Origin of the sequence: Actinomyces sp. Marseille-P3109, from assembly GCF_900323545.1 — a bacterium.
GTDB lineage: Bacteria > Actinomycetota > Actinomycetes > Actinomycetales > Actinomycetaceae > Actinomyces.
On record NZ_OOHN01000008.1, the window covers coordinates 2,360,113 to 2,386,252 of the forward strand.

Consider the following 26,140-nt stretch of genomic DNA (forward strand, 5'->3'; position numbering starts at 1 on the left):
ACGGATTGATCGTTCCGCAGACCACATTCCAACTAGTGAGACAGATAACGGATTGGCGACTCGCCCTCGGAGGCCGGTCGGGCCGTTCAGCAGGCCTCCGCGGACGGGTGCACCTCCCCACGGCGCTCCCGTGCGCCTTGCGCCACTTCATTCACTAGGATGTCCCCCGTGATCTTCAAGGCAGTGCGAGAGAGGCCCCCCTACCCCGACCACGGGGTCACCACTCAGCGCGAGTGGGCCGTCATCGCACCTCGGCAGATCCGCCTGGCCGATCTCACCACCACCCGGGCAACCCTCGATCTGCGCAGCCTTCTGGACGACGACTCCACCTTCTTCGGGGATCTCTTCGCCCACGTGGTCTCCTACAAGGGGGACCTCTACCTGGAGACCGGGCTGCACAGGGCGCTGCGCGCCGCCCTGCAGGGACGTACCGCGATCCACGCCCGCATCCTGGAGGTCACCGAGGACGGGACACCGCGGCTCGCGCCCGCGCCGCCGACCGCCTGACACGGCCCGACACCGACTGACCACTGACTGGCCACCGAATGACAGCGGTGAGCAGCGGTTGACACCGCGGGCTCCTCGCCGCCCAGCTCGGTCCCATGTCACATCGGGCCCGGCGACGCCCGGCGAGCGCCGTCGTCCATTACTCTGGATCGCGTGAGTAGTCCCGTAGATCCGCGCACCGAGTACCGGCGACACATGCAGCACCGCCAGGCGACCGTCATCGGATCGGTCCTGGCTGTCATGGTCGTCGCGGTCACCGTGAGCCTCCTGGTGTCGCTGGGCATCCTGCCCGCCTACAACCCGGGCTTCTCGCAGCCCAAGAGCACCGCGACCTACGTGCCGCAGCCCTGCCCGCCCGACGGCGCGAAGACCGTGGACGTGACCTCGCTGACGATCAACGTCTACAACGGCTCCGAGTCGGTGGGCCTGGCGACCACGGTGCAGCAGGAACTGGAGGAGGCGGGCCTGACCGTCGCCTCCGCGAGCGACTGGCCGGGGGGCATCTACAAAGGCGAGGTCCAGATCCTGTCCTCCAAGGGCAGTCTGACCAATGCCTACTCCCTGGCTCAGATCTTCCCCAACTCGGCGGTGCAGATCGATGAGAGCCTGGCCGAAGACGACCCCACGGTCTCGGTGGTGCTGGGCAAGGAGTACCTGCAGAACGCGCTGAACGCCGACGAGATCAAGCTGCTCGGCGCCGACAAGCCCATCGCCGCCCCCAGCGACTGCGTCCCGGCTGACAAGGCCGCGAAGAAGAGCTGAGCCGGGACGCCGCCGTCGGACTGCGACCCGGCTCCTAGGCTCCGTCCTTGTCCTCGCCAGCACTGTCGCCCGCACTGCCGCCCCCACGGATCGACTGCATCGAGGCTTTCTCGGGGGAGGCGGCCGAGGGGGCGTGGGCGGCGCGGCTGGAGTAGGCCGGGCCCTCCAGCTCGGTGCCGGCGGGCGCTGAGGCCGGGGAGGCCTGCTCCAGGTTGGTGCCGCGCACCTTCGAGATCCAGCGCATGGCGTGGTAGACGCCGATCGCGGCCAGCGACCCCAGGGCGATGCCCTCGAAGGTCATGCCGTCCCAGGCCAGGGTGTAGTTGGCGATGGCCACCACCATGGAGATGGCCGCCGTATTGAGATTGACGGGGTCGGAGAAGTCCACCCGGTTCTGCACCCAGATGCGCACGCCCAGCATGCCGATCATGCCGTAGAGGACCGTGGCCGCACCGCCCAGGACGCCGGCCGGAATGGTGGCGATGATCTCGCCGAACTTCGGCAGCAGCGACAGGCTCAGGGCGGTGAGCGCCGCCACGACGTAGGCAGCGGTGGAGTAGACGCGGGTGGCGGCCATGACGCCGATGTTCTCCGCGTAGGTGGTGGTTCCCGAGCCGCCGCCGGTGCCGGCGAGCATGGTGGACAGCCCGTCGGCGAACAGGGCTCGTCCGGTGACGTCGTCGAGATTCTCCCCGGTCATCGCGGAGACGGACTTGACGTGACCGATGTTCTCGGCGACCAGGACGAGCACCACGGGGACGAACAGGCCCAGGTAGCTCACGTCGAAGGCCGGGGGGTGGAAGTGGGGCAGGCCCAGGACGGGGGCATCGATGACTTTGTCGAACTGCACCTCGCCGCGCACCACCGCGGTGGCGTAGCCGATGAGCACGCCGATGAGGATCGCCAGGCGCCCGACGATGCCCTTGAACAGGACGGTGATGACGAGGATCGACACGATGGTGACGACGGCCGTCACTGGGGCCTGCTTGACGTTGTTCCAGGCCGAGGGCGCCAGGTTGAATCCGATGAGGGAGACGATCGCGCCGGTGACGATCGGGGGCATGAGCCGGTCGATCCAGCCGGCCCCGGCCAGGTGGACGACGACGCCCACGATCAGCAGGGACAGTCCCGCCGCGATGATCCCGCCCTGGGCCAGGGAGGCCTTGTGGGGATCGATGGGGCCGCCGCCGTTGGCCGTGTAGCCGGTCACGGCTCCGATGGGGGCGATGAGTGCGAAGGAGGAGCCCAGGTAACTGGGCAGGCGCCCGAAGGTGATCCCCAGGAACAGGAGCGTGCCCGCACCGGTAAAGAACAGCGTCGTCGCCGGGTCGAAACCCGTCAGGAGCGGCACCAGGAAGGTGGCGCCGAACATGGCGACGACGTGCTGGATGCCGATGCCGATCGTGCGCGGCCAGGTGAGGCGCTCACCGGGGGCGACGACCTCGCCCGGAGCGATCGACCGGCCGTCGCCGTGGAGGCGCCAGCCACGAGAAGGAGAAGAGGACACGAGTGGTCTCCTGCCTGAGCGAAGAGGTGAATGACAGTGTCCCGTGGAAGGACCGGCGGGACGCTCGGCAGGACCCGGCAGAGCCTGCCGGGACTTCAGCATAGCCCCTGGCCGGGGACTGGGCCGTTCTGGGCCGGTCTGGGCCGGTCGGGCCAGTCAGGCCGCTCGTCGCGGGCCGCGGTCAGGCGCGGCCCGCCGCACCCAGCCGTGTCCAACTGCACCCAGGCGAGTCCAGTGCCCTGCCAGTTCCTCCGTGGGAACGATGCCGTCTCCAGCGACGGCGGGCATGATGGAGTCATGATGACCGCCCGGCCCGCACCTCCAGGACAGAGCGCAGCGCCCTTCTCCCCGGGCTCGGAGCAGTACGTCGACGGGCTCCCACCGGGGTTCGTCTTCCCCGGCACCGAGAACCTCGACCCCGCGGAGATCTTCTCCGGTCCCGGCTACACGGCACCGCGCCCTCGCACGGACTCCGGGGCAACGGCCGCCATGGTCTGGGGCCTGTTCAGCCTCGTCCCCGTCGTCGGCATCGTCGCGATCATCCTGGGCATCAGTGCGCTGCGGCGGCTGCGCCGCAGCTACGACGCCGGGGAGGGCATGGCCTGGCTGGGACTCATCCTCGGATCCGCCTTCACCATCATCTGGCTCTTCATCCTCGTGCTCGTACTGTTCGCGAAGTAGGTGCCCCGCGCCTTCGACGGGTCCCCTACAGTGGTCCCGTGAAGCCTTTCATCATGGTGACGACGCGCCCCGAGCACGAGGCGGCGCAGGCCGAGTACGAGTCCTTCCTTGCCCAGAGCGATCTGTCGCGCGGCGACCTGCAGCACATCGCTCTGGAGGAGGTCGACTTCCTCGAGTCCTTTACCGCAGCCGATGTCTCCGGGGTGCTCATCGGTGCCAGCCCTTACAACGCGGACACGCCGGCCGCGGAGAAGACCCGCAGCCAGCAGTACGTAGAGGACCAGATCCGCGAGCTGCTGGCGGTAGTCCTCAAGGAGGGGATCCCGCTCCTGGCGACCGGCGTCGCCCTCCAGGTCCTGGCCGCCTACCTGGGCACCGGGACGCACGAGGAGTTCGGCGAGGAGCTGGGCGCCGTCGACCTGTTCCTGACGGCGGACGGCCGTGAGGACCCGGTCCTGGCGGGGCTTCCCCAGGCCATCACCGTGTTCGCCGGGCACTACGAGGGCGTGGGAGAAGTGCCCGCGCACGCGACGCTGCTGGCGAGCTCTCCCAACTGCCCCGTTCAGATGCTGCGCGTGGGCAGGAACATCTACGCCTGCCAGTTCAACCCCGAGCTCGACGCCGCCCGGTTCGAGCAGCGCGTGAGCATCTACGATGAGGCCGGCTACGGCGACCCGGACATGAGCGAGGACATCCTCACCCAGGCCCGGTCCTCCGAGGCGCACGATGCCGGGCAGATCATCCGTAACTTCGTCTCGCACTTCGCACGCAACTGACACACCCGGCGCGCAGGCCGCCTGACGCCCTGGAAACCGGGCAGGAGACGAGGCTCGCAACCTCTCTCAGCAACAACGACCAGGACTACGCCATGACATACCCGCCACCCCATCCAGGGGCGCCTCAGGGCCAGGGCAGCGCAGGCTCGCCGTACGCTCCCTATGCGATGTACGGCCAGCAGCCCGCGAACGCCCCGTACGCCCCGTACGCCGGGACTCCGCACGGGCAGGCGCCGACGCCGGCCGGCCAGGCCGCCTATCTGCCCCCCGAGCAGCTCGCGATCCCGACCCAGTCGGTGTATCGCGCTCCGGGAGAGGCCGCCTTCCCGGGGCAGGTCTACCCACCGGCACAGGTTCCGGCGCCGCAGTACCTCACCGGCCCCGCCGGAGCACCGCGGTACCGGCCATACCAGCAGCACCAGCCGTATGCGGACTCCAGGTCCCCGTACCTGAGCGGAGCGGCCACAGCGCCCGGTTACTCCCCCGGAGGCCGGCTCCCACAACTGAGTCACCCGGGCGCAGGAGCGCCTGCACCCCAGGCCATCGGCGCAGGACACCATGTGCCATGGCGCGGCGAAAAGGCCGCAGTACTGATCATGATGATCGTTGCCTGCACTCTCCAGGCCATCGTTTTCATCGCCATGATCCTCAACCTCACAAAAAACAATGACTGGTTGAGCTTCCTGCTCGTCGGTGTCATGCTCATCTGCCTTACACCGGTGATCTGGTCATTTTACTTCGGATTACGCCACCTGTTCCGCAACCAACCGGTCTCCGAGATGGTAGGGCTTTCACTGTGGTTCGGCTATGGAGTACTCGGGCAACTGAGCGGCACATCCGACAACAATCCACACGCTGACCTCTTGGCCGTCGTCGTCGTCCTGTCCTTCATCGTCACCACGACGGGTGCCGTCTTAACCGCACGACTCAATCAGCGACTACGGACCCCACAGCCATGGACCATCACTGTCGCCCTGGGGGCCTGTCAGTTCGTGCTGCTCAACAATGCTCTCCGCCTGGCGGAACTCGGTGTCTTCGCCTACACGGCGACATCGAGAGGCAAGAACATCAGTCAGTACACGGCCAGCACATGGCTCGTATGGTCAGGCTCAGGAGGGGTCGGACTTCCTCTGTTACCGGGACTGGTCATTTTGGTCGCGATCACTTCTCTGGCCGCCGCCGGAGTCTTCCTGGGAACGCGGTCTCCCCACAGCAGAGCCTTCCGAATCACATCCGTGACCGCCGTCTCTCTGCTGACCCTCTGCAACCTCGTCATCGTCCTGACCTACGGATTGCCCACCAGCGGCGAGCACGCGCACAAACCCTCCGACATGGGAGTGGAAGTGCTGACCATCACGATCATTGGAGCCGTCCTAATCGGATCGACCTTGCTCGCAGGGCGTCGCCCTATCGCGTCATCCACCAACGGCAACCCGTATGGCCCTCACACCGGAGGTACGTCTGCACCGGGCGCGCACAGCCGCTTCCGTCAGTACGGCCGGCCCCAGTCGCCCCTGGGAGGCGGATACTGAGATCGCTCAGGAGGCGTGAGGCCGGCACTCAGGTTCATCTCGCTCATCGACACCGACCATCAGGTCGACCACAATGCAGCTATGTCGCAGCCGTTCCCGCCACCTCAGGCCAGCCACACCCCTCCGGTATCGGGCGGACCCCAGGGAAGACCTGAGCAGTTGCACGGTCTACCTCCCGGTCCCCCATCGCCGTCGGTCTCCCCGTACGCCGCCTTCGCGCACGGGTCGTCACCCCAAGCCGCCCCACCGGCCGACTACCCCTACCTGCAGTACCGCGGGCAGACCGCCGTTCCGACCCAGCCAGTGGCTCAGCACCTCTCCAGCGCCGGGCAGCCCGCCAGCGGGCTCGTCGTCGGTGAGACAAGCCCAAGGCCTTATCAGACCGGTCCCACAGCAACCTTTCCCAGATCCGTTCGCGCGCCTTCACCTGCCGCTGTCACCGCTACCCCGCAGCCGTTCGCGCAGCCACGACTCGCCGGTTCCCCGGCGCCCAGTGCCACCCGCATGGCCGTTCCCTCCGCATCTGCGCCTTGGAGGCGAGAGCGAGTCATCGCGCTGATCGCGATGCTACTCGCTTGCGGGACCCAACTCGTATGGACCCTGATCGACGCCTTCAAGCATCCGTCCTTCCATACCGATGCGGGATTCACGATGCAGTTCTTCGTTGAATTGGCCTTCTACATCTTCCACACTCCGGGAGCCTGGTGGTTCATTCTTATTCTCTTGCCACTGAGATCCATATGCAGGAATCGCCCCACGGCAGTACCGGCGGCAGCAGCATTACAGCTGTTCCTGATAGACGTCCTGATATTCAACAACAGCCCCATCAGCAATCCTCTTCCCATCCTCTGCCTTCTGGTGATGGCGAGCGCAGCCATCGCCACGGCATTCATGAATCAACGCACCCCGTCACCATGGCCGTGGCCGGTTACCCTGGGACTGTCAGTCAATCTGTTCATACTCGTGAGCATGCTTCATCGTCTTGTGAAGTCCATCTTGTACGCTTCTAACGTCTATCACGTACGAAGCGCCACAATCGGACTGTGGATGGTCCCGTCCCCCTCGAACGAGCACCCCGGAACTCCATACACCCCCGGGATCCTCCTGACGATCATCACCGCCATCATTGCCGCAGTCACCCTGTATTTCGGGTACCGCCCATCGCGACGGCCCGTATTCGCGAAGCTCTGCGGAATCGCCCCGATGATCATCACCCTGCACAATATCTACATCCTCTCCGCCTTCGGCCTCTCCGGCGCTTCCGTCATCTCCGCGCTCGGCTTCACCGTCATTGGTCAGGGGAGCCACCCTCACGCGGCTTTTCGCGCATGGGTGGCGTCGATCCTTCTGGGTCTCATCGCCGTCGGGGTGACGGTACTGCTGAACCGCCGCTCGTCAGCCAGGAGACCCACCCAGATGGGCCAGGGCATGCGGGCAGTGGTGGCCGCACAACCTCAGTACCAGGGTTACCACCCCTACGCGAGGTAACGGCGTCTCCACTCACATCAACCGCCAGTGAGCGGAGTCCTCGTTTGGCCCCGCCCACTCCTCACCCGGCTCCGAGCTCTTAGTGACGGCACACCCCAGCGGCGCGCCGCTACTCACCCGACCTTCCCACCACACCGCGTCACCAAGGAGTCTCCTCCGCGCACTCGCAAGATCGTGTCCGCCTCCCTGCTCGTCGCCGTCTGCAAGAAGAGCTTCGGCCAGCGCCCATTCAGTGAGCACGGGCCGGAATCGGTCTGACGTCTGTCACCACGAAGGCTGCGATCAGGACAGGTCGGCGTACTCCTGAGGCGCATCGGTGACGGCCTGGGCGATGGGGGTGTCGCCGTCGTAGAAGGGGATGACCTTGCCGATGCTGGCCGGCTCGGCGAGCACGGCGGCGATGACACGAGCCACGTTGCCACGAGACGTCGGTGCCTTCGAGGACGGGGTGCCCTTGAGTACGCGGGCCACGGTGATGGCTCCGGTGGGCTCCTCCAGGGTCAGCAGGCCCGGTCCCAGGATCGTCCAGTCCAGGTCGGTGGTCTGCAGGTGGCGGTCGGCCGCGATCTTGGCGATGGCGTAGGCGCGCAGCGGGTGGTCCACGGACACCTCCCCATAGGCGGTGAGGAAGGAGACCATGACGTAGCGCTTGACCCCTGCTGCCGCCGCGGCCTCCATGGAGCGGATGGCGGCGGCGCGGTCGACGGCGTCGGTACGCTCCGGGCCGCCCTTACCGCCGGCCCCGGCGGACCAGACGATCGCGTCGGCGCCGGCGAAGGCTTGGGCGAGCTCGGCGACGTCGGCCTCCTCGACGGACAGGACCAGTGGGATAGCGCCAGCGGCGGCGACGTCGTCTGCCTGATCGGGGTTGCGGATGAGGGAGACGACCTCGTGACCGGCCTCCACGAGCAGCGGGGCGGCCAGCAACGCGACCTTGCCGTGGCCTCCGATCATAACGATGCGGGACATGTGCGACGCCCTTTCTGAAGAGTTCTTGAACCTTCGGGGCCGATCAAACGGTTCGGCCCGGGTGTGCCCCAGCATTCACCCCGCCCGCGCCGTACGCGCCTCCTCCCGCGCTGGGCGAACTGGGAAATACGCCGACGGCGCGCTCGTCAGTCGCGGGCGTGGACGGACACGAAGTTGGCCAGGAGCTTCCAGGATTCGGAGACGTCGTCGAGGCGCACGCGCGCCTGGAGCTCGGCGAGCTCGCCGTCGGCGAAGTAGCCGTGGCCGGAGTAGAAGCCGAGCCGGTGAGCGAGGTAGTCGCCGTCGAGCTCGGGGTGGAACTGGGTGGCGTAGAGGTTGCTCTTAATGCGGAAGATCTGAACGGGGCAGGCCCGGCCGGTTCCCAGGACGACGGCGTGGGGCGGCAGCTCCGTGACGGCCTCCTTGTGGGCGACGAAGGCCTGGAAGACCTCCGGGACGCCCGCACAGATCGGGTCGGCCAGCCCGGCCTCGGTGAGGCTGACGTCGGGAGCGGTGACGGCCTCGCCGTAGGTCGCGTCGACGACGGCGCCCTGGTGGCAGGCGAGCGTGCCGACGCCGTAGCAGGCGCCGAAGAAGGGGAAGTCGGCCTCGACGACCCGATCGAGCAGGCCGGAGAGCTCAGTCTCGACCCGCTTCTGGATGGCGGACTTCTTCTCCGGCGGGGTGGAGGCGTTGAAGGGAGAGCCGCCCACGAGGATGCCGGACCAGTCGTCCAGGTCGACCTGCGGCAGGGGCTGGGACTCCAGTCGCAGTCGGACGAGCGTGGACTCGTCCAGGCCGGTGCGCTTGAGGAAGGCCTCGTACTCGGCGTCAGCGGGCTCGTCGTCGCTGCGGGTGGCCAGGAAGAGGAAGGGTTTCACGGGATGACCTTAGCGGGGGCTGACAGGCGGGGCAGCATTGTTTCTCACGCCGTTCTCAGAATCACGTTCAGGCGCCGGCTTGCAGGCTTCTGAGGACCTCCTCGACGGCGGCCAGGGCGACGCCGGAGGCCTGGCGCAGGGAGTGCTGCGCCCGCCCGAGGTTGCCGCCGGCGGCCGGGGCGTCCAGGTAGGTCAGGGCGGCGACGGACACGCCCCGGCAGGCCAGGGCCATGGCCTCGGCAACGGAGTCGGTGACGGCGACGTCGGCACCCAGGGACACCAGGGCTCGAGCCTCGGCGGGACTCGGGCGCAGCGGGCCGGGGATGAGGGCGACGACGGCGCTGCCGCTCACTCCCCGCAGGCGCCCCAGGCGCTCGGCGAGGTTCGCGTCCCAGCCGGCGGAGACCATGCCGGTGGCCGGGAAGAGGGGGCCGCCGGAGAGGTTGAGGTGGTCGGCGACGACACGCACCTGGCCGGGCGCCGCATCGCCGGACCGGCCGCCGGCCATGTCACCGGAGCCGTGCAGCGGGGTGGCGCGCGTGATGAACAGGGCGGCGCGCAGGCGGGCGCCGCTGGCGATCCGAGCCAGCGCCGTCGTGCTGCGGGCGGACTCGCCCTCGTACAGGCTGGTGCGGCCGCGGGCGACGAGGACGCCGAGGCCACCGCGCTCGTAGGACATCAGGGCGTCCTCCTGGCCGGGGGCGCTCGGGGCATGGACGCCGGGAAGGAAGGACAGGCGCACGCGGGCGGCAGGCCGTCCCCAGGCCTGGTCGAGGTCGCGCAGGAAGGCCGGTTCAGCGACGACGAGGAGGTCGTGGCGGGCGCGACCCGTGGCCAGGAGGATGGAGGCGCCATCGGGGTCCTCATCCCAGGTTCCTGGTGAGGCGGGCTGCTGGGCCATGGGTTCTCCTCGGATGGGCCCGGGGTGCTGCTCGCCCACGGACTGGGCGCGCGCCCCGCTGGCCCCGATCCCCGAGATCCTGTCCGCGGACCTCACCGGTGCGGCCCTGGAGCTGGCCGTGTGGGGCGTGCCCGACGGCGCGGCACTGGCCTGGGTGGACGAGCCTCCGGCCGCGGCGATGGCGGCCGCTCGGGAAACGCTGGAGCGCCTGGGGCTGGCCGGCGCCGACGGCGTGACTCCCCTGGGTCGGGCGGTGGCCGGGCTGCCGGCGCCGGTGCGCGCGGGCCGGGCCCTGCTGGCGACGGCGCCGATTCTGGGGGCACGGCGGGCGGCTCGGGCGACGGCTCTGCTGACCGCCGACCTGCGAGCCCCCGGCGGGGACCTGACGGCCCTGGCCCGGCAGGTGCGCGGCGGCGGGGCGGGGTCGGGGGTCTGGAAGGCGGAGGCGCGCCGCCTGGAGCAGGCCTGCCGGCGTGCCGTCTCCGCGCATCCCGAGCATCCCGGCACTGCGAGCGCCGCCCCTGAGGCGTCGGGGGCACTGGGGGCGTCGGGGTCCCCGGCCAAGAGCCGCGGCCAGGACGCCGAGCCCCGGCCCGACGGCGTCGGCGGCAACGTTCCTGAGACCGTGGCCGGTGAGGCCGCCGGGGCGCACGATCTGGAGGCCTCAGTGGCTCTGGTGGCAGGGACGGCTCAGCCCCAGTGGATCGCCCGGCGGCGTGGGCCGGCGCCTCGGGCCGGGCAGGAGGCGCAGTACGCGAGCGTCGCCGGGACCGGGCTGCGCCTGGCTGCGGGCTCGGCGCTGGCAGAGTCCGAGTGGCTGGCGGTGGCCGGCGTCGACCTGACAGCCGGGCGCGGGGACGCGCTCATCCGCGCCGCGGCGCCCCTCGATGAGCTGGCGGCGCTGGAGCTGGCCGGGGCCTGGCTGGCCCAGGAGGAGCGCACCGTGTGGGACGGTGGGCGGCTGCGCACCGAGCGCGTGCGCCGGCTGGGGGCCATCACGCTCGCCGCCACCCCGGGGCCGCCTCCGGGACCGCAGGCGGTGGCGGACGCGGTCGTCGAACGGGTGCGCGCCAAGGGAGCCGATGCGGGCCTGGTCGTACTGCCGTGGGACGAGGAGGCCCGGAGCCTGCGCGCACGGCTGGCCCTGCTGCACGAGCACCTGGGCGAGCCCTGGCCGGATATGAGTGATGCGGCCCTGGAGACCCGGGCCGAGGAGTGGCTGGCGCCGGCGGTCATGAGCCTGGTCGGGCAGGGCGGCGGGTCGGCCGGGGAGGCGGCGTCGGGCGCGGGGAGCAGGCGCTTCAGCCTGGAGCGGCTGGATGTGGCCGGAGCGCTGCGGGCACTTCTGCCGTGGCCGCAGGCGGGGCGCCTGGACGAGTTGGTGCCCGAGCGACTCGAGGTCCCCTCCGGCTCACAGGTGCGGGTGGACTACACCTCTACAGGCGGCGGCTCCACCACTGCCAGCGATTCCACCGGCGCCGGGCAGGCGGGTCGGCCTGTGCTGGCGGTGCGAGTCCAGGAGTGCTTCGGCTGGGCGACCACGCCGCGGATCGTGGAGGGCCGGGTGGCGGTGCAGCTGCACCTGCTCTCGCCGGCGCGCCGGCCAGTGGCCGTCACCGACGACCTGGCCTCCTTCTGGGAGCAGGGCTACCCGCAGGTGCGCGCCGAGATGCGCGGCCGCTACCCCAAGCACGCCTGGCCCGAGGACCCGTGGAACGCGCCCGCCACGAGGGGGACCGGACGACGTCGGTGAGTGGGAGTGAGGATGATCCGAGGGGGCATCCGGGGGACGGCGGGCGACAGGTGCCGCAGAGGGCCGGCACCACCGAGAAACCCGAGGAGGCCCGAGGAGGCCCCCACGACTCCGGCTGACCCCGGCGCTCTCAGGACGACCGGCTCAGCGACGACTCACCACGTGGAGGCGTCCAGGCGGCTGAAGCGGAAGCCGGTGGGGTTGTGCTCGGTGTCGGGATCGGCGTCGGGCACGACGTACCCGACGATCTGGAGGTTCCAGGTACCGCGCCCGCCCCACAGCGTGGCCGTGGTGCGGGTGCGGCCGCGCACCACCGGGAAGCCTGTGATCGTGTCGGCCTGGACGGAGACCACCTCGTGGGCGTGGTAGCGCATGGCGCCGGTGTCGATGTCCCCGAGCCACTCGATCTTGGGCTGGGGGTAGCCGGTCATGTGGGTCAGGACGCAGTCGTCAGTCAGCAGGGCGTCGATCGCCTTGGTGTCGCCGGCAACCATGGCGTCGCACAGGAGGGCGTAGAGGTCGGCGGCCGCGTGAGGCGCGACCTCGGATGCGTAGGGGTGGGGGTGGGTCTGGGTGCGGGACAGGGTGCGGGATTCGTGGGGACGGCGACTCATGGGTCAAGGGTAGATCCCGACATTGGGCCATGGGTTCTCCTCGGATGGGCCCGGGGCGGGCGGAAGGGCGGGGACGATGACCGGCACGGGGGCACCGGTCAGGGTGGGGCGAAGTTTACGCGAAGATGTCGGGGCGCGCCGCCGGTCCCAGCCGGTCCCAACGGCTCCAGCCGACTCCGGGCGGTCGCGGTCAACTGTCGCCCGTCGCCTGCCGCGGAGAGCTGCGGCGACATCTACATGGTGCGATCGAAGTAGATGTTCGCCCCAATGAGACCGAAGACCTGAAGGCACAGGACGATACCGACGACCGGCTCCATCCGGCCCCCGAAGGCGCCTACGGGGACAGCGACAAGGTTTCCGATGAACCCGACGACGCCTACCAGCGCCCAGGCCCGCCGCGAGGCGGCCCTGTCCCGTTCGTCCTCCCGATTCTCGAGTTCCCGGACGAAGAAGGTGTCGTATCCGAACCTCTTGGCAACAAACAGGGCGACGAGCGCCAGCATTGCGGCCGTCCCCCCGCTGGCGGCGCCATAGAGGAAGCCGTTGCGGATCGGGATCGTGAAGGTGGCCACCCACAGGAGGAGCACGATGACGATGGCGGACGTCATGCCTGCGGCGGCGATCTGCCGTGGCACGGCGGTCATCGGGCCTTTCCGCGCTTTCGGCGTCGAGCCGGAGGAGGACGAACCGGCGGTCGGGGTGGAGGTAGGGGTGGGCGTGGGATCTGACTCAGACATGGAAGATCTCCTCGACAGTGGTCTCGAAGTAGCGGGCGATGGCGATGGCGAGGGGAAGGGAGGGGTCGTACTTGCCCTTCTCGATGGAGTTGACGCTCTGTCTGGACACGCCCAGGGCGGCTCCGAGCTGGGCCTGGGTGAGGCCGCGGGCCTCGCGCAGGCTGCGCACGTCGTTATCCAAGGCGATCATCCTCCGAGTGGACACACACCCCACGAGAGGATGTCGTGTTTGCTTGACATGTCTAGTGTGCTTGACAACATCCACCATGTCAAGTCTGCTTCACACAACAGCTTTATTGGATGCTGTGTGCAAGAAGAGAAGAGCGACGCCTAGCATTCAGTCATGGCTGAACGAACCTTCGTCGTTAATGCACCGCTGGATCAGGCCCGGGTGGCGGTCTTGAACGTCTTCACCAGTGAAGGCTGGACCGTCTCCCCCTTCTCCGGAGACACCATCCAAATCTCCCGCGGCAAGAAGGGCATGTCCATCGCCTTCGGCGCGCTCATGGGCGATACCTTCTATCTTTCGCAGAACCTTCAGTTCGGGACCGGTCCTCGGGGCGAGACCCTGGTGCGCTACCTCTCCTCGACGGACTCTGCCTTCATCGGCGGGGCGATGGGCATGCACAAGTCCTTGAAGACGCACGAAGAGTACGTCGCCAAACTCGCCCAGGTCTTGCAGTCCCAGGGGATCCTCCTGGGCGTGCAGTAACTTGCGCCCCCACGAGAACCTTTTTCTCACTCACCGACATTTTCTTCACAGATGACGCGGCTCCGCGCATCCTGTGAAGAAAATGTCGGTATGACTCGACCGACCGACCCCATCAGAGCACTGCTCGCCTCTCCCCCTCACCTGCCGGTGGTCGAGGTGCTGCCCGAGCTGCGCGAGCGCCTCTCCCTGGGTCTCACTGGGTCCGACGGCGTCGGCGCCTGCCTGGTGCTTACCGCACCGCCCGGCACCGGCAAGACGACGCTCGTACCGCCGCTCCTGGCCGACGTCCTCGCCGGCGCTCTTACCTCGGCCCCGGGCGCCGGGGCGCCGGACGGCGACACCCCGGGACGACGGCCCGGCCGCGTCGTCGTCACCCAGCCGCGGCGCATTGCCGCCCGTGCTGCCGCCCGCCGCCTAGCCGGCCTGCTGGGCGAGGAAGTCGGCGGCACCGTCGGTTACGCGGTGCGCGGGGAACGGCGCACCGGCCCGGACACCCGGATCGAGATCGTCACCGCTGGACTCCTCCTGCGTCGCCTCCAACGCGACCCGGAACTGGTCGGCGTCGACGCCGTCATCCTCGACGAGGTCCACGAGCGATCCCTGGAGAGCGACCTGCTCCTAGCGTTCCTGACGGACGCACGCGCCGCCCTGCGCGAGGACCTCACGCTCGTGGCCATGTCCGCCACGCTCGACGCCGATCGCCTGCGCGACATCCTGGGCGGCACGCTGGAGGGTTCGGGCGGCACGAACGATGCAGGCCGGGGCCGGGCGCCGCTGGTGAAGGTTCCCGGCCGCCTCCACCCCCTGGAGAAGGTGTGGGCGCCGCCGGGACGGACCGGTCGTCTGGGGCCGCGCGGGGTGCCGCGCGAGTTCCTCGCTCACGTCGCCGCCACCGTGGAGCAGGCCCTGGCCGAGCAGGACGGTGATGTGCTGGTCTTCCTGCCCGGGGCCCGCGAGGTCGACGACGTTGTCGCTCGCCTGCGCGCCGGCGCGCCCGGGAACGTGGACGTCCTTCCGCTGCACGGCCGCCTGCCCGCGAGCGCGCAGGACACGGCCCTGACCCCGAGCCCGGCGGGGCGGCGGCGCGTCGTGGTGTCCACGAATGTGGCCGAGTCCTCGCTGACGGTTCCCGGGATCCGGGTGGTGGTGGACTCCACGCTGGCGCGCGAGCCGCGCCTGGACGTGGCCCGGTCCATGAGCGGGCTGGTCACCGTCGGGGTCTCGCGGGCGGCCGGGGTGCGGGATTCGTGGGGACGGCGACTCATGGGTCAAGGGTAGATCCCGACATCGGACACATGAGGGACCAAGCGCTTTCAGCGCGCGTGGCAGGTGTGCAGGTCCTGCCGCATCTGACGTTGCAGCCCGTTTCACGGCGTTGCACTGGACGGCTCTCCGCGTGACGAGAGACGGTCAGGGCCCGCCGGACAGCTCGTGGCTGCTCGGCGGGCCCTCCCGTGGTGGCGGTAGCGCTGGGATTCGAACCCAGGGTGGCTATGAACCACACAGACTTTCGAGATCTGCACCTTCGGCCGCTCGGACACGCTACCTCGCTCATGAGGGTACACGGACGGCGGCCCGCGCCCCAACGCGGCATTCTGCGGTATCAGTCACGACCGACGTCGGCCCTCAGCGGCGGTCGGCGAAGAAGGCGGTCAGGAGGTCCTGGGACTCCTGGGCGCGCAGGCCGGCGCGCACCTCGACCTGGTGGTTGGCGCGGGCGTCGCGCACGACGTCGCGCACCGAGCCGCAGGCGCCGGTTCTCGGCTCCCAGGCCCCCAGGATCAGTCGGGCCACCCGGGCCAGGACGATGGCGCCGGCGCACATGGTGCACGGCTCGAGGGTGACTACGAGGGTGCAGTCGTCCAGGTGGGAGTCGCCCAGGGCCGCGCCGGCTGCGCGCAGGGCGCGGATCTCGGCGTGCGCCGTCGGGTCGTGCTCGGCCTGGCGGGCGTTGGCGGCCTCGGCCAGGACGGCTCCCTGCGGCGAGAGGACGACGGCGCCCACCGGCACCTCCCCCGCCTCACCCGCCGAGCGGGCCAGTTCCAGGGCCCGGGCCATCGCGGCGTCCAGGACACGGTCGGCTGCTCGGCCCACGACGCCGGCAGCGCCTGCAGCGCCCCGGCCCGCACCGACGTCGGCCGGGGCGGGAGGGACCGGCGGCTGCGCGGAAGGTGAAGGCGTCACAGCCCCAAGGATGACAGACCAGGAGGGGGAACGACGGAGCAACCGTTCTCACCCCGCTCTCGCCCGACTCCGCTCGATCCGTGCCACCTCAGCTCACCGATTGCGATCGGACCTCACGCGCCGAGAACTGCCCCTCACAGCCCTGACGCCGCCGACCAGTGTCGGGCGGAATACATAACGGACACATCGTCTCCGTTATAGGCTCCACACGAGGCGCCCGGACCCGGGCCGGTACCTGACCCGCCGGCACCCCCTATATCTTGTCCCCGGTGTCTTGGTGGCTTCCCCTCGCGTCCCCAAGCCCAGTACTCCAACGAGTCCCCATGAAGAACGGAGCAGGTCGGTGAGCCGGTCCCCCGAAACGAGCGAGCAGAGCGAGTCCACAAAGGACGAGCCCTCAGACCGCGCCCCCCATCCCTCTGAGCACACTCCACCGCTCGAGGCTCAGCCCGAGTCCCAGTCCGGCGTTCAGCCCGACGACCCGCCCGGCAAGCAGCCTCTCAACCCGGTGGTCTTCTTCGTCTCAGCCGCCATCATCACCGTCGTCGCCCTGGCCGCGATCTTCGCCCCCCAGGTGGTCAACGACGCCTTCGGCACGGCCGTGACCTGGACGAGCCGCTGGTTCGGGTCCTTCTACATCCTCCTCATCACCGCCGCGCTCGTCTTCATCCTGGCGCTGGCCTTCTCCCGCTTCGGTCGGGTGCGCCTGGGGCCGGACAACTCGACACCGGACTTCTCCACCTTCTCCTGGACGGCCATGCTCTTCGCGGCCGGTATCGGCACCGAGATCCTGTTCTTCGCCGTCGCCGAACCGGTCGACCAGTACATGCACCCGCCCACCGGGGACGGTCAGACCGTCCAGGCCGCCCGCGACGCGATCGTCCTGTCCCTGTTCCACTACGGCATCTCAGGCTGGGGCCTGTACGCACTGGTGGGCCTGTCCATGGCCTATTTCGCCTACCGACGCCGTGACACGCTCACGCTGCGCTCCACCCTGCGTCCGCTGCTGGGCCGGCACACCGAGGGCATCATCGGCGACGTCGTCGACGCCGCGGCACTCGTCGGCGGGGTCTTCGGCATCGCGGCCTCGCTGGGGGTCGGCGTCGTCCAGCTCAATGTGGCCCTCAACATCCTGTTCGGGCTGCCGCAGGGCTTCCCCACCCAGATCGGGCTGACCGCCCTGGCCGTCATCATGGCGACCGTCTCAGCCGTCTCCGGCGTCGACCGCGGCGTGCGCGTCCTGTCCACCATCAACGTGCTGCTGGCCATCGGCCTGGCCCTGTGGGTGCTCATCACCGGAAACGCCGCCTTCCTCATCGACGCGCTCGTGGGCTCCATCGGCGACTTCTTCACCCGCTTCCCGCTGCTGACGCTGGAGACCTACGCCTACAACCGGCCCGATGAGTGGCTCAACGCCTGGACCCTGTTCTTCTGGGCCTGGTGGATCGCCTGGGCGGCCTTCGTGGGCATGTTCCTGGCCCGTATCTCGCGCGGCCGCACCATCCGCCAGTTCGTGCTCGGCAGCCTCCTGCTGCCCTTCTGCTACATCCTCATGTGGGTGGCCATTTTCGGCAACCACGCCCTCGACCTGGTCATCCGCGGCAACGGCGAGTTCCGCGACATCACCCTCAACCAGCCCGAGCAGGGCCTGTACTGGATGCTGGAGCACCTGCCGGGGCAGAAGATCCTCATCGCCCTGGCCCTGTTCATCGGCATCCTCTTCTACGTCACCAGCGCCGACTCCGGGGCCCTGGTCATGGCCAATCTCTCCAGCCGTATCCGCTCGGCGCGCCAGGACGCCACCGCCTGGCTGCGGATCTTCTGGGCCACCCTGACCGGCATCCTCACCATCGCGATGCTCGTGGCCGGCGGCATCCCCATCCTCCAGCAGGCCACGATCGTCATGGCGCTGCCCTTCTCCGGGGTGCTCATCCTCATCATGTACACGCTGTGGCGGTCCCTGAGCACCGAGGACACCTACAACCAGGCCCTGTCCATCGCCAACCGCAACCGCGCCCTGGGCTTCAACGGCTCGGCGGCCGGTCTGGAGCAGACGCCGTGGCGCGAGCGCCTGGCCCACACCCTCAACTCCGTCTCGCCCGACGAGGCCGGCCACGCCATGGAGCGGCGCATCGTGCCGGCCCTGGAGGCCGTGGCCACCGAGCTGCGCAAGGAGAACGTCTCCGCCGAGGTCTTCGTTGAGGGGCCCGAGGCGCAGGACCCCGACGACGAGCGCACCTTCCTGGGGCGGGCCAGCCTGGTCGTCTCCTCCGAGCCGGCCAGCGAGGTCGGGGAGGAGCAGTCCAGCTCCATCGACTCCTTCCGCTACGTGGTGCGCATGGTGGTCACGCCCGTGCCCGCCTACGGGTTCGCCGTCCACGAGGCCGACGACCTCACGGTGCGCCTCGAGGTGCGCCCGCACAGCGGCGGCCAGGGCTACGACGTCGTCGACTGGAACTCCGACCAGGTGGCCCATGACGTGCTCGACCACTACGAGCGCTGGCTGGAGTACGTGGGCACCTCCGAGAAGACCGAGTCCCGGTTCTCACGCCGGCTCTGACCCGCACCTGCCCGCACGCCAACGGGACGTTCCACGCGGGCGGGGACAGAATTCCTGTCCCCGACGGCGTCGAATGTCCCCGCCCGGTTTCAGTTGCACCCGGCCGCGCGGAACGTCCCCGCCAGTGGCCGGGAGCAGTCGGAGAAGGCCGGGAGGGTCAGTCCTCCTCGATCGTGTAGGCGGAGAGGCGCTCCTGGAGCTCGGGGTCGTAGTGGTCGACGACGCCCCGCCCCTCGTCGAGGGCGGCGATGGCCCGCATGTCGGCGTCGTCGAGCTGGAAGTCGGTGACATCGAGGTTGGTGACCATGCGCTCGCGGTGGACCGTCTTGGGGATGACGATGACGTCGAGCTGGATGAGGTAGCGCAGGGCCACCTGGGCGGCGGACTTGCCGTACTTCTCGCCGGCGGCGGTGAGCACCGGGTGGGTGAAGATGTTGTTGCGGCCCTGGGCCAGCGGCCCCCATGACTCCAGGGCGGTGCCGTACTTGGCGTACCAGATGCGGTTGTCGGCCTGCTCGTTGAAGACGTGGGTCTCCATCTGGTTGACGGCCGGGGGCACCTCGACGTGCTGCGCCAGGTCCACGAACCGGTCGGGGAAGAAGTTGGAGACGCCGATGGCGCGGACCTTGCCGGCGTCCAGGGCCTTCTCCATGGCGCGGTAGGTGCCGTAGTAGTCGCCGAAGGGCTGGTGGACCAGAAGCAGGTCGATGTAGTCGGTGCCCAGGCGGCGCAGGGAGCCATCGATGGAGCGGGCGGCACGCTCGTCCCCGGCGTTGGAGATCCACACCTTGGTGGTCAGGAAGACATTCTCGCGGGGCAGCCCAGAGGCGGCGACGGCGGCGCCCACACCCTCCTCGTTGCGGTAGGCCTGGGCGGTGTCGACGTGGCGGTAGCCCACCTCGAAGGCCTCGAGCACGGCCCGCTCAGTCTCATCCGGCGGGGTCTGGAAGACGCCGTAGCCGATCTGGGGGATGTCGACGCCGTTGTTGAGAGTGATGGTGGGGGCGGAGTCAGTGGCCATGAGTTCTCCTTCGATGCGCTCGGTGCAGGCAACCTAGTCCCGTCGGAGGGTACGGCGTCAGCCCCTTTCGCGCCCGGCCCAACCGGTGCGTCGACGGGATCAACGGCGCCGAGCCGGGCCGGTGCGTCGACGGGACCAACGGCGCCGAGCCGGGCATTTCTCGCGTAGCCCTACGGAATTTCTGTCGGGCTACGCGAGAAATGCCCGGCTCGGTGCTGCCCCGTCTGTTGACGGGGACGTTCCGCACAGACAGGTCGGCGCATCAGTCGCGGGCACGCAGGACCTGCCCCAGGCTCTGCTCGCCCGCGAGCGCTCCGGCTCGAGCCGAGACGACGACGGCCAGGCAGGTGGTCGCCAGGGTCGCCGCGCACACGAGGCCCAGCGTCGTCCAGGGGAAGTCCGTCAGAATGCTGGCCAGGGACCGGTGCAGAGCCTCGGACAGGAGGACGGCCGTGGCCAGGGTGACGAGCAGGCCGAGGACGGTCGCAGCGGCGGCGTGGAGAAATCCCTCAAGGACCTCGATGGCCAGGACGTCGTGCTCCATGGCGCCGGCGGCACGCAGGAGGGCGGCGTCACGACGACGTCGGCCCGCGCTCATGGCGATGACGGCCACACCCCCGGTCCAGGACACGAGGAAGGGCAGCCCGAACACGGAGGAGAATGCCCCGACGCTCACGTCGGGAGAAACCGACGCCGGACCGAAGGCGATGGCGACCAGCCCGATCGTCACCACGAAGGGCAGGACGGTGGCCGCCGAGCGGCGCGTCTCCAGGGCGCAGGTGCGTCCGGCGACGTGCCAGGCGACGCCGGGACTCGGGATCAGGGCGGCGAGCAGACGCTCCAGCACCGGACTGAGCCAGCTGCACAGGATGCACACGAGGATCAGCCCGCTCAGGGCGCCGTTGAAGATCGCCATGAAGATGTTCTCCTGATTCGCCCCGTTGCGGATGGTGAGGAGCGCCGTGACCCACCCGGATGCGGCCAGGACGGCCCAGAACAGTCGCAGGACGCCCCGGGAGGCACGGCCCTTGTCCCGCTGCGTTCGCTGCCCGCCGGTCCCGCGCAGCAGCAGGGCCTCCGGGGTGCGCGAGGCCCGTTTGGCGGCGCCCCGACCTCCCATGACGAGGGTGCCGGCGCTGATGATCGCGGTCCAGATGAGGTCGGCGGGATCCCACTGGGGTACGGCGCCGGGCAGGGAGATGCCGTCGGAGACGAGCCGGTGCATCATGAACCGGCCGATCGGCAGGCTCAGCGGCACCGCGGCGAGGGAGGCGAGCAGCCCCAGGACGAGGAGCTGGCCCTGGATGATCAGGCGGACCCTGGTCGGGCTCATGCCCAGGGCCTTCCACAGCCCGTGGTCGCGCTCTCGCTGGGAGACCGCCAGGTTGCTGGTGGAGGACAAGACGGTCATGGCTGAGATGACCACCGTGCCGATGATGATTCCGGTAAGCACATTGACGCTCTCCATATCAACACCGCCGAGGGTCTTGGCGGAGGCCTTGATTCCGTGGACGACCCTGAACTGACCGGCGATGGAGGCCGCCGCGACGACGGCGACGACGGCGGTCCACGCCCAGGAGCCGGCGTGGTGGCGCAGGTCGGACAGGAGCAGGCGGATCATCGGGAGCCTCCGGCACCGCGGGCGGACAGGACGGCGTCGGAGACGGCGGCGGGGTCACCTCCGGGTAGGGCGGCGACGAGACGACCGGCATCCATGACGAGGACGTGCTGGGCCCGGGCGGCGGCTGCGGCGTCGTGCGTCACCATGAGGACGGTGGCCGACTTCGGGGCAGGAGCTGCGGGCACGGCGCCAGGCACAGCACCGGGGCCTCCGGCGAGCTCGGCGAGCCAGTCGAGGACGGTCGCGGCGGCTGCGACGTCGAGGGCGGCCGTGGGCTCATCGGCGAAGACGATATCGGGGCGGGAGGCCAGGACGCGGGCAATGGCGACGCGCTGCCGCTCGCCACCGCTCATCTGGTGAGGCAGATGGCGGGACTGGTCGCTCAGACCCACACGCTCAAGGGCCTCGTCGACGGCACTGCGGCTCAGGGGTCTACGGCGTAGGCGACCGGGCAGGGCGACGTTGTCGCGCGCGGACAGGGAGGTGACGAGGTTGTCGTCCTGGAAGACGAAGCCGACGTGCCGGGCCCGGAAGCGGGCAGCAGGCCGGGGGCGCAGCGAGCTCGTCCGGGTGCCGAGGAGCTGGACGATGCCGGCGGTGGGGGCGTCGAGCCCGGCGATGCACTGCAGGAGAGTTGACTTGCCGCAGCCGGAGGCACCGACCAGGGCGGTGAAGCTGCCGACGGGCAGGACGAGGTTGACGCCGTCAAGCGCGGTGACGTCGGCGTTGCGGCGGCCTTCGACGGGGAAGACGCGGGTGAGTCCGGCTACCTCAATGGCCGGCGGCACCCGCGTCGGCGGCGTCATCGGAGGTGCCGAGACCGGCATTTCTCGCGTAGCCGGGCCGAATTTCTGTTGGGCTCCGCAAAAGGCGCCCGGCTCGGCGCCGTCTGCGGTGGGGTGCCCCTGGCGACGGATCATGACAGCCCCCACATCCCTGCGACCGTAACGACGAGCCAGGTGAGGACGGATACCGTTCGGCTTCCCGCTAGGGAGCCCAGCCCCCATCGCACAGCCGACCTCCTCAGCCAGGGTCCCATAATGGTGAACAGTGCGGCCAGGACCGACGGCAGCCAGGCCCGCACCTCGGCGCCGCTCATCCTGGCGAGCAGCTCGCGCGCACCCGGCCCCAGGTCGTGCGCCAAGCTCTCCGCTATACCGTCTGGCGCGGTGGCTCCCAGGACCGGCGTCAGCTGTTGCCCGACGACGACAATCAGCAGCGCCAGCGCCACGGCTTCGGCGCCCACCGCCACGTACCAGCGCGTATAGCCCCGATGTCGTTCGTGGACACGTACCTCATCGGAGTCCGCCGGCAGCACCGGCTCGTCGGTTCCCGGCCCGAGCACCTCGGTTCCGGCGGAGTCCTGGACGCGGGTGGGCGTGCGGGCCGGTCCTGAGGAGGTGGGGCCGGAGGTGTCGCAGGCAGCGGCTGCATGGCGTGGAAGGAACGGGTCGAGGCTCATGTGCACCAGTTCACTCTCCACGGGCCGCCATCGCACTGGTGCTCACCCCCGTCTTCGTATCCGGCTAGCCCTACCTCACCCCTGGTCGCGTGAGCACTACCTCCGGGGTGCCAGCACCACCTTGCCGCCCTGTACAGCCCCCACACGGGAGCCAGCACGAGTGCACCCCAAACGTCATCCCGTTAGCGTCGTCGACATGACCTCGATGCCCACCAGCGTCCCGCCTACCGATCACCGCCCCGCCTGGTACAGCCGGCGTAGCCTGTGGCCCCGCATCATCGGGTGGGAGCTCCTGCACGCCGTGCTGTGGATGCCGAAGGTCTTATTCCTCCTCCCAGCCACCTTGATGTTCCACCTGTCGGTCCCCCTGGGGGCGGCGTTGGAGCGCATCATTGCGCGCAGATTGGGTGCGGATGCCCCCTCTGGCCGCAAGGAGGGTGAGCGCAAGACTCCGTGGCTGCTGGCGCGTCCCGCCCACGCGGAGTTCTGGCGGCAGGACCTGCCCCTGTGCCTGGGGGGCCTGGCCCTGACCACGGCATCATTCCTCGTCGGCGGATTCCTCGGTACCGCGGCGGTCAGCAGTATCCTGGCGCCGTTCCTGGCCTCCCCGGAGGACACCTTCACAGTTCGTCTGTTCGGTCCGGAGATGACGGTCACCGGCCCGCAGCAGGCCTGGCTGCTGGTGCCGGCCGGGTTGCTCGGCCTGGGCCTCGCCGCCGGGGCGCTCCTGGGTTTCGGGGCACTGCGGCTGCTGCTGGTGGAGGCGCTGTCGGGCGAGCGCAAGAAGCAGCGCCTGGAGCAGCTGACCGCCGAGGTCGGCCACCTCACGGCCAGCCGCGCCACCCTCATGGATGCCTTCGAGGCCGAGCGCACCCGCATTGAGCGGGACCTGCACGACGGCGCCCAGCAGGACCTCGTCGCCCTCACCATGAGCCTGGGCGGGCTGCGCCTGGCCGCCGAGTCCCTGCCCGACGACGGTGCCAACGCCACGTCCCGTACCACCCTGCTGAAGGGGATAGACACGGCGCAGGACCGCGCTGAGGCGGCCCTACGGGACCTGCGTGAGACGGTGCGCGGCATCCGCCCGGCAGTCCTGTCCGAACGCGGCCTGGCACCGGCTCTGAAGGATCTGGCGGGTCGGGCCCCGCTGCCGACCAGTGTCGTCGTCAATGCCGAGGAGGACGACCTGGCCCAGATCTCGCAGCCTGTGGCGACGGTCGTCTACTTCGCGGTGTCCGAGGCAGTCACGAACGCCGCCAAGCACGCTCAAGCCGAGCGTGCAACGGTGACACTGCACTGCACGGACAGCGGGCTGAGCGCCCTCGTGACCGACAACGGGCGCGGCGGGGCCGACCCCGAGCGCGAGAATGCCACCGGCCTGCGGGGCATGGTGCAGCGGGTGGAGTCCATCGGTGGGCAGTTGGAGGTCGACTCCCCCGTCGGCGGTGGGACACGGCTGATGATCACGGCCCCGCTGACGCCGCCTTGGGGCGCGGACGGCCCGGAGGATGGCCGGGCGGGCGATCAGCAGGATCGGCCGGACGGGCGACCCAGCGGTCACGGGGGCGACCAGGCGCCCGCCGCTCAAGAGGCCGGTCCGGCGGGCGTCTCCCAGGGCCGACAGGCCCGGCCGCAAGCGCTGACGCCGGCAGCGGTGTCGGCTCCTGCGTGAGCACGTCACCAGCCTTCACAAGGTCTGCAGACCTGGCGGCCATGACGGATCCGGCCGCCGCGGTGATCCCGGCGGCACCGGCGTCCTGGGAGAGATCCCGGTGTCCACAACCCACACCCACCCGGTCGACTGGGGCAGGATGTCCCCATGAGGATCATGCTCGCCGATGACGCCACCCTTCTACGTGAAGGACTGGCAGGGCTGCTGACCACCGCCGGCCACGAGGTCGTGGCACAAGTGGCCGACGCCGACGCCCTGCGCACCGAGGTCGAGCGTCTGGCCGCTGCCGGGCAGCTGCCCGACGTCGTCGTCACCGACGTGCGGATGCCGCCGACCGGCACGGATGACGGGCTGCGCGCAGCCATCGACCTGCGCCGGGCCCATCCGGGGCTGCCGGTGGTGGTGCTGAGCGCCTACGTGGCCGGGCCCTACGTGCAGGATCTGCTGGAGGAGACCGAGTCCCCGACATCCCCGACCGGCGGCGGCGGTGGCGCTGTGGGCTACCTGCTCAAGGAACGCGTGGGGCGGGTGGCGGACTTCCTGCACTCGCTCGACGTCGTCGTGGGCGGCGGAGTGGTCATCGACCCCGAAGTGGTCTCCCACCTCATGAAGGCCGCCCGCGCCGCCGCCACCGGGCACGAGGCGGCCCCCGCTACCTGGACCGGTCAGGCTGCAGGAGTCGCGGGAGCAATGACGGAGCAGACGCCAGGAGCGGCGTCCGGTGCGCCGATGAGTGCGGCCGCCACACCACCCGGCCCTTGGGTGCCGGTGCCTGTCCGGGTGGGATCGCCGCCGACACCGCCGGGCGGGATCGCGAGCGCGGCGCCGGGCGGAGCGGGACTGGACCGGCTGACACGGCGCGAGCAGGAAGTACTCGAGCTCATGGCGCAAGGGCTGTCGAACGCGCAGATCGCCGAGCGGCTGGTGCTCTCCGACGGGGCGGTGGCCAAGCATGTGGCGAACATCTTCCGGGGGCTGGACCTGCAGCCGGGCGAGGAGAACCGGCGTGTACGGGCCGTCCTGGCCTGGTTGCATGCCCGGGCCTGAAACTGACCACACGGCGCAGTGGTCACGCCGTGAGCGAGGACGAGGCCGGCGCGGCGTCGGAGCGGTGTGGGCTCGACTGTAGGATTAGGCTGTCCCCATGCGCCTCCACGTTGCCGATCATCCCCTCATCGATCACAAGCTCTCCGTGCTGCGAGACGAGAGGACGCCGTCGGCGGTCTTCCGCCAGCTGGTGGACGAGCTCGTCACCCTGCTCGCCTACGAGGCCACCCGCGAGGTGCGCACCGAGGAGGTGGAGATCCGCACCCCCGTGGCGGTGGCGCAGTGCCGCCGTCTGGCCGATCCACGACCGATCGTGGTGCCGATCCTGCGCGCGGGCCTGGGAATGTTGGAGGGCATGACGCGCCTGCTGCCCACCGCCGAGGTCGGCTTCCTGGGGATGAAGCGCGATGAGGACACCCTGGAGGTGGAGACCTACGCCAACCGTCTGCCCGACGACCTCTCGGGCAGGCAGTGCTTCGTCGTCGACCCCATGCTCGCCACCGGCCACACCCTCGTGGCCGCCATCGACTACCTGCTTGAGCGCGGGGCGCGCGACGTCACCGCGCTGTGCCTCATCGCCGCTCCCGAGGGCGTCAGGACGCTCGAGGAGGCCGTCGGGGAGCGCGCGAACGTCACGGTGGTGACCGCCGGGGTCGATGAGCGGCTCAACGAGCACGCCTACATCGTGCCCGGGCTCGGCGACGCCGGGGACCGCCTCTACGGCATCGTCGACTGAATCCTCAGCTGACCGAT

The 26,140-nt window shown here is 69.8% G+C and carries 25 protein-coding genes and 1 tRNA gene; 13 read left to right on the forward strand and 13 right to left on the reverse strand.

Annotation, left to right across the window (positions count from 1 at the left end; genetic code table 11):
• Positions 1-168 precede the first annotated feature (168 nt).
• Both BQ8008_RS10230 and BQ8008_RS10235 read left to right on the forward strand, forming a co-directional pair.
• Entirely contained in the window at positions 169-507 is a 339-nt protein-coding gene (locus BQ8008_RS10230) for an antitoxin VapB (RefSeq protein ID WP_108833906.1), read from the forward strand.
• A gap of 195 nt (positions 508-702) precedes the next feature.
• Complete coding sequence (locus BQ8008_RS10235) at positions 703-1,269, forward strand: LytR C-terminal domain-containing protein (protein ID WP_108833907.1); 567 nt, start codon at positions 703-705, stop codon at positions 1,267-1,269.
• A gap of 34 nt (positions 1,270-1,303) precedes the next feature.
• On the opposite strand, the gene BQ8008_RS10240 is transcribed toward BQ8008_RS10235, so the two are convergent.
• Positions 1,304-2,776 carry a uracil-xanthine permease family protein gene (locus BQ8008_RS10240; protein ID WP_234415348.1) on the reverse strand — a complete coding sequence of 491 codons (1,473 nt, stop codon included), beginning with the start codon at positions 2,774-2,776 and terminating at the stop codon, positions 1,304-1,306.
• 297 nt (positions 2,777-3,073) lie between these two features.
• Between BQ8008_RS10240 and BQ8008_RS10245 the strand changes: the two genes are divergently transcribed.
• The 4 genes from BQ8008_RS10245 (at position 3,074) to BQ8008_RS10260 (ending at position 7,253) form a co-directional block, all read left to right on the forward strand.
• Positions 3,074-3,457, forward strand: a complete 384-nt coding sequence (locus BQ8008_RS10245; protein ID WP_108833908.1) for a DUF4190 domain-containing protein — start codon at positions 3,074-3,076, stop codon at positions 3,455-3,457.
• Between the two features lie 38 nt (positions 3,458-3,495).
• Positions 3,496-4,233 (forward strand): glutamine amidotransferase-related protein, encoded by a 738-nt coding sequence (locus BQ8008_RS10250; protein ID WP_108833909.1) that lies wholly within the window; start codon positions 3,496-3,498, stop codon positions 4,231-4,233.
• A 596-nt stretch (positions 4,234-4,829) separates the two neighbouring features.
• Positions 4,830-5,765 (forward strand): hypothetical protein, encoded by a 936-nt coding sequence (locus tag BQ8008_RS10255; protein ID WP_234415349.1) that lies wholly within the window; start codon positions 4,830-4,832, stop codon positions 5,763-5,765.
• A 504-nt stretch (positions 5,766-6,269) separates the two neighbouring features.
• A complete protein-coding gene (locus BQ8008_RS10260; RefSeq protein WP_108833911.1) occupies positions 6,270-7,253 on the forward strand; it encodes a hypothetical protein in 984 nt (327 codons plus the stop codon).
• A 282-nt stretch (positions 7,254-7,535) separates the two neighbouring features.
• Here the strand turns inward: BQ8008_RS10260 and BQ8008_RS10265 are convergent, their stop codons facing one another.
• The 3 genes from BQ8008_RS10265 to BQ8008_RS10275 form a co-directional block, all read right to left on the reverse strand.
• Positions 7,536-8,222, reverse strand: coding sequence for an SDR family oxidoreductase (locus BQ8008_RS10265; protein WP_108833912.1), 687 nt, complete (start codon positions 8,220-8,222; stop codon positions 7,536-7,538).
• Between the two features lie 146 nt (positions 8,223-8,368).
• Positions 8,369-9,103, reverse strand: a complete 735-nt coding sequence (locus BQ8008_RS10270) for a glutamine amidotransferase (RefSeq protein ID WP_108833913.1) — start codon at positions 9,101-9,103, stop codon at positions 8,369-8,371.
• A 67-nt stretch (positions 9,104-9,170) separates the two neighbouring features.
• Positions 9,171-10,004, reverse strand: coding sequence for a purine-nucleoside phosphorylase (locus BQ8008_RS10275; RefSeq protein WP_108833914.1), 834 nt, complete (start codon positions 10,002-10,004; stop codon positions 9,171-9,173).
• Here BQ8008_RS10275 and BQ8008_RS13810 point away from each other — a divergent pair.
• Positions 10,003-11,757, forward strand: a complete 1,755-nt coding sequence (locus tag BQ8008_RS13810; protein WP_234415350.1) for an ATP-dependent helicase C-terminal domain-containing protein — start codon at positions 10,003-10,005, stop codon at positions 11,755-11,757. The two genes, BQ8008_RS10275 and BQ8008_RS13810, sit on opposite strands and share 2 nt — an antisense overlap.
• Positions 11,758-11,912: 155 nt before the next feature.
• Here BQ8008_RS13810 and BQ8008_RS10285 read toward each other — a convergent pair whose 3' ends face one another.
• The 3 genes from BQ8008_RS10285 to BQ8008_RS10295 all read right to left on the reverse strand — a co-directional run bounded on the left by BQ8008_RS10285 (position 11,913) and on the right by BQ8008_RS10295 (position 13,289).
• The gene (locus tag BQ8008_RS10285) at positions 11,913-12,371 is read right to left on the reverse strand and encodes a nuclear transport factor 2 family protein (RefSeq protein ID WP_108833915.1); all 459 of its coding nucleotides are present in this window, start codon (positions 12,369-12,371) and stop codon (positions 11,913-11,915) included.
• A gap of 233 nt (positions 12,372-12,604) precedes the next feature.
• Positions 12,605-13,108 carry a hypothetical protein gene (locus BQ8008_RS10290; RefSeq protein ID WP_199907975.1) on the reverse strand — a complete coding sequence of 168 codons (504 nt, stop codon included), beginning with the start codon at positions 13,106-13,108 and terminating at the stop codon, positions 12,605-12,607.
• The gene (locus BQ8008_RS10295) at positions 13,101-13,289 is read right to left on the reverse strand and encodes a helix-turn-helix transcriptional regulator (RefSeq protein ID WP_034473807.1); all 189 of its coding nucleotides are present in this window, start codon (positions 13,287-13,289) and stop codon (positions 13,101-13,103) included. The genes BQ8008_RS10290 and BQ8008_RS10295 overlap by 8 nt, the downstream gene beginning before the upstream one ends.
• Before the next feature lie 162 nt (positions 13,290-13,451).
• Here BQ8008_RS10295 and BQ8008_RS10300 point away from each other — a divergent pair, with 162 nt between their 5' ends.
• Together BQ8008_RS10300 and BQ8008_RS10305 are read left to right on the forward strand one after the other, a co-directional pair.
• On the forward strand, positions 13,452-13,820 hold the full coding sequence (locus BQ8008_RS10300; protein WP_108833916.1) for a hypothetical protein: 369 nt from the start codon (positions 13,452-13,454) through the stop codon (positions 13,818-13,820).
• A 90-nt stretch (positions 13,821-13,910) separates the two neighbouring features.
• Complete coding sequence (locus tag BQ8008_RS10305) at positions 13,911-15,098, forward strand: helicase-related protein (protein ID WP_234415351.1); 1,188 nt, start codon at positions 13,911-13,913, stop codon at positions 15,096-15,098.
• A gap of 180 nt (positions 15,099-15,278) precedes the next feature.
• Here BQ8008_RS10305 and BQ8008_RS13365 read toward each other — a convergent pair.
• Positions 15,279-15,367 (reverse strand) — tRNA-Ser (locus BQ8008_RS13365).
• 79 nt (positions 15,368-15,446) lie between these two features.
• Positions 15,447-16,004 carry a nucleoside deaminase gene (locus BQ8008_RS10310; RefSeq protein WP_199907976.1) on the reverse strand — a complete coding sequence of 186 codons (558 nt, stop codon included), beginning with the start codon at positions 16,002-16,004 and terminating at the stop codon, positions 15,447-15,449.
• A 343-nt stretch (positions 16,005-16,347) separates the two neighbouring features.
• Here BQ8008_RS10310 and betT point away from each other — a divergent pair, with 343 nt between their 5' ends.
• The gene (betT, locus tag BQ8008_RS10315) at positions 16,348-18,564 is read left to right on the forward strand and encodes a choline BCCT transporter BetT (RefSeq protein WP_108833917.1); all 2,217 of its coding nucleotides are present in this window, start codon (positions 16,348-16,350) and stop codon (positions 18,562-18,564) included.
• Between the two features lie 157 nt (positions 18,565-18,721).
• Here the strand turns inward: betT and BQ8008_RS10320 are convergent, their stop codons facing one another.
• The 4 genes from BQ8008_RS10320 to BQ8008_RS10335 all read right to left on the reverse strand — a co-directional run bounded on the left by BQ8008_RS10320 (position 18,722) and on the right by BQ8008_RS10335 (position 22,668).
• Positions 18,722-19,585 carry an aldo/keto reductase gene (locus tag BQ8008_RS10320; RefSeq protein ID WP_108833918.1) on the reverse strand — a complete coding sequence of 288 codons (864 nt, stop codon included), beginning with the start codon at positions 19,583-19,585 and terminating at the stop codon, positions 18,722-18,724.
• A 262-nt stretch (positions 19,586-19,847) separates the two neighbouring features.
• Positions 19,848-21,206: an FtsX-like permease family protein gene (locus tag BQ8008_RS10325; protein WP_108833919.1), complete on the reverse strand. Its 1,359-nt coding sequence runs from the start codon at positions 21,204-21,206 to the stop codon at positions 19,848-19,850.
• Positions 21,203-22,126, reverse strand: a complete 924-nt coding sequence (locus BQ8008_RS10330; protein ID WP_442778223.1) for an ABC transporter ATP-binding protein — start codon at positions 22,124-22,126, stop codon at positions 21,203-21,205. The genes BQ8008_RS10325 and BQ8008_RS10330 overlap by 4 nt, the downstream gene beginning before the upstream one ends.
• Positions 22,123-22,668, reverse strand: a complete 546-nt coding sequence (locus BQ8008_RS10335; protein WP_108834901.1) for a hypothetical protein — start codon at positions 22,666-22,668, stop codon at positions 22,123-22,125. Before BQ8008_RS10335 ends, BQ8008_RS10330 begins: the two co-directional genes overlap by 4 nt.
• Positions 22,669-22,864: 196 nt before the next feature.
• On the opposite strand from BQ8008_RS10335, the gene BQ8008_RS10340 reads away from it, so the two are divergent.
• The 3 genes from BQ8008_RS10340 to upp all read left to right on the forward strand — a co-directional run bounded on the left by BQ8008_RS10340 (position 22,865) and on the right by upp (position 26,123).
• Positions 22,865-24,340, forward strand: a complete 1,476-nt coding sequence (locus BQ8008_RS10340) for a sensor histidine kinase (RefSeq protein ID WP_108833920.1) — start codon at positions 22,865-22,867, stop codon at positions 24,338-24,340.
• A gap of 147 nt (positions 24,341-24,487) precedes the next feature.
• Positions 24,488-25,387: a response regulator transcription factor gene (locus tag BQ8008_RS10345; RefSeq protein ID WP_108833921.1), complete on the forward strand. Its 900-nt coding sequence runs from the start codon at positions 24,488-24,490 to the stop codon at positions 25,385-25,387.
• Between the two features lie 97 nt (positions 25,388-25,484).
• Complete coding sequence (gene upp / locus BQ8008_RS10350; RefSeq protein WP_108833922.1) at positions 25,485-26,123, forward strand: uracil phosphoribosyltransferase; 639 nt, start codon at positions 25,485-25,487, stop codon at positions 26,121-26,123.
• Positions 26,124-26,140 lie beyond the last annotated feature (17 nt).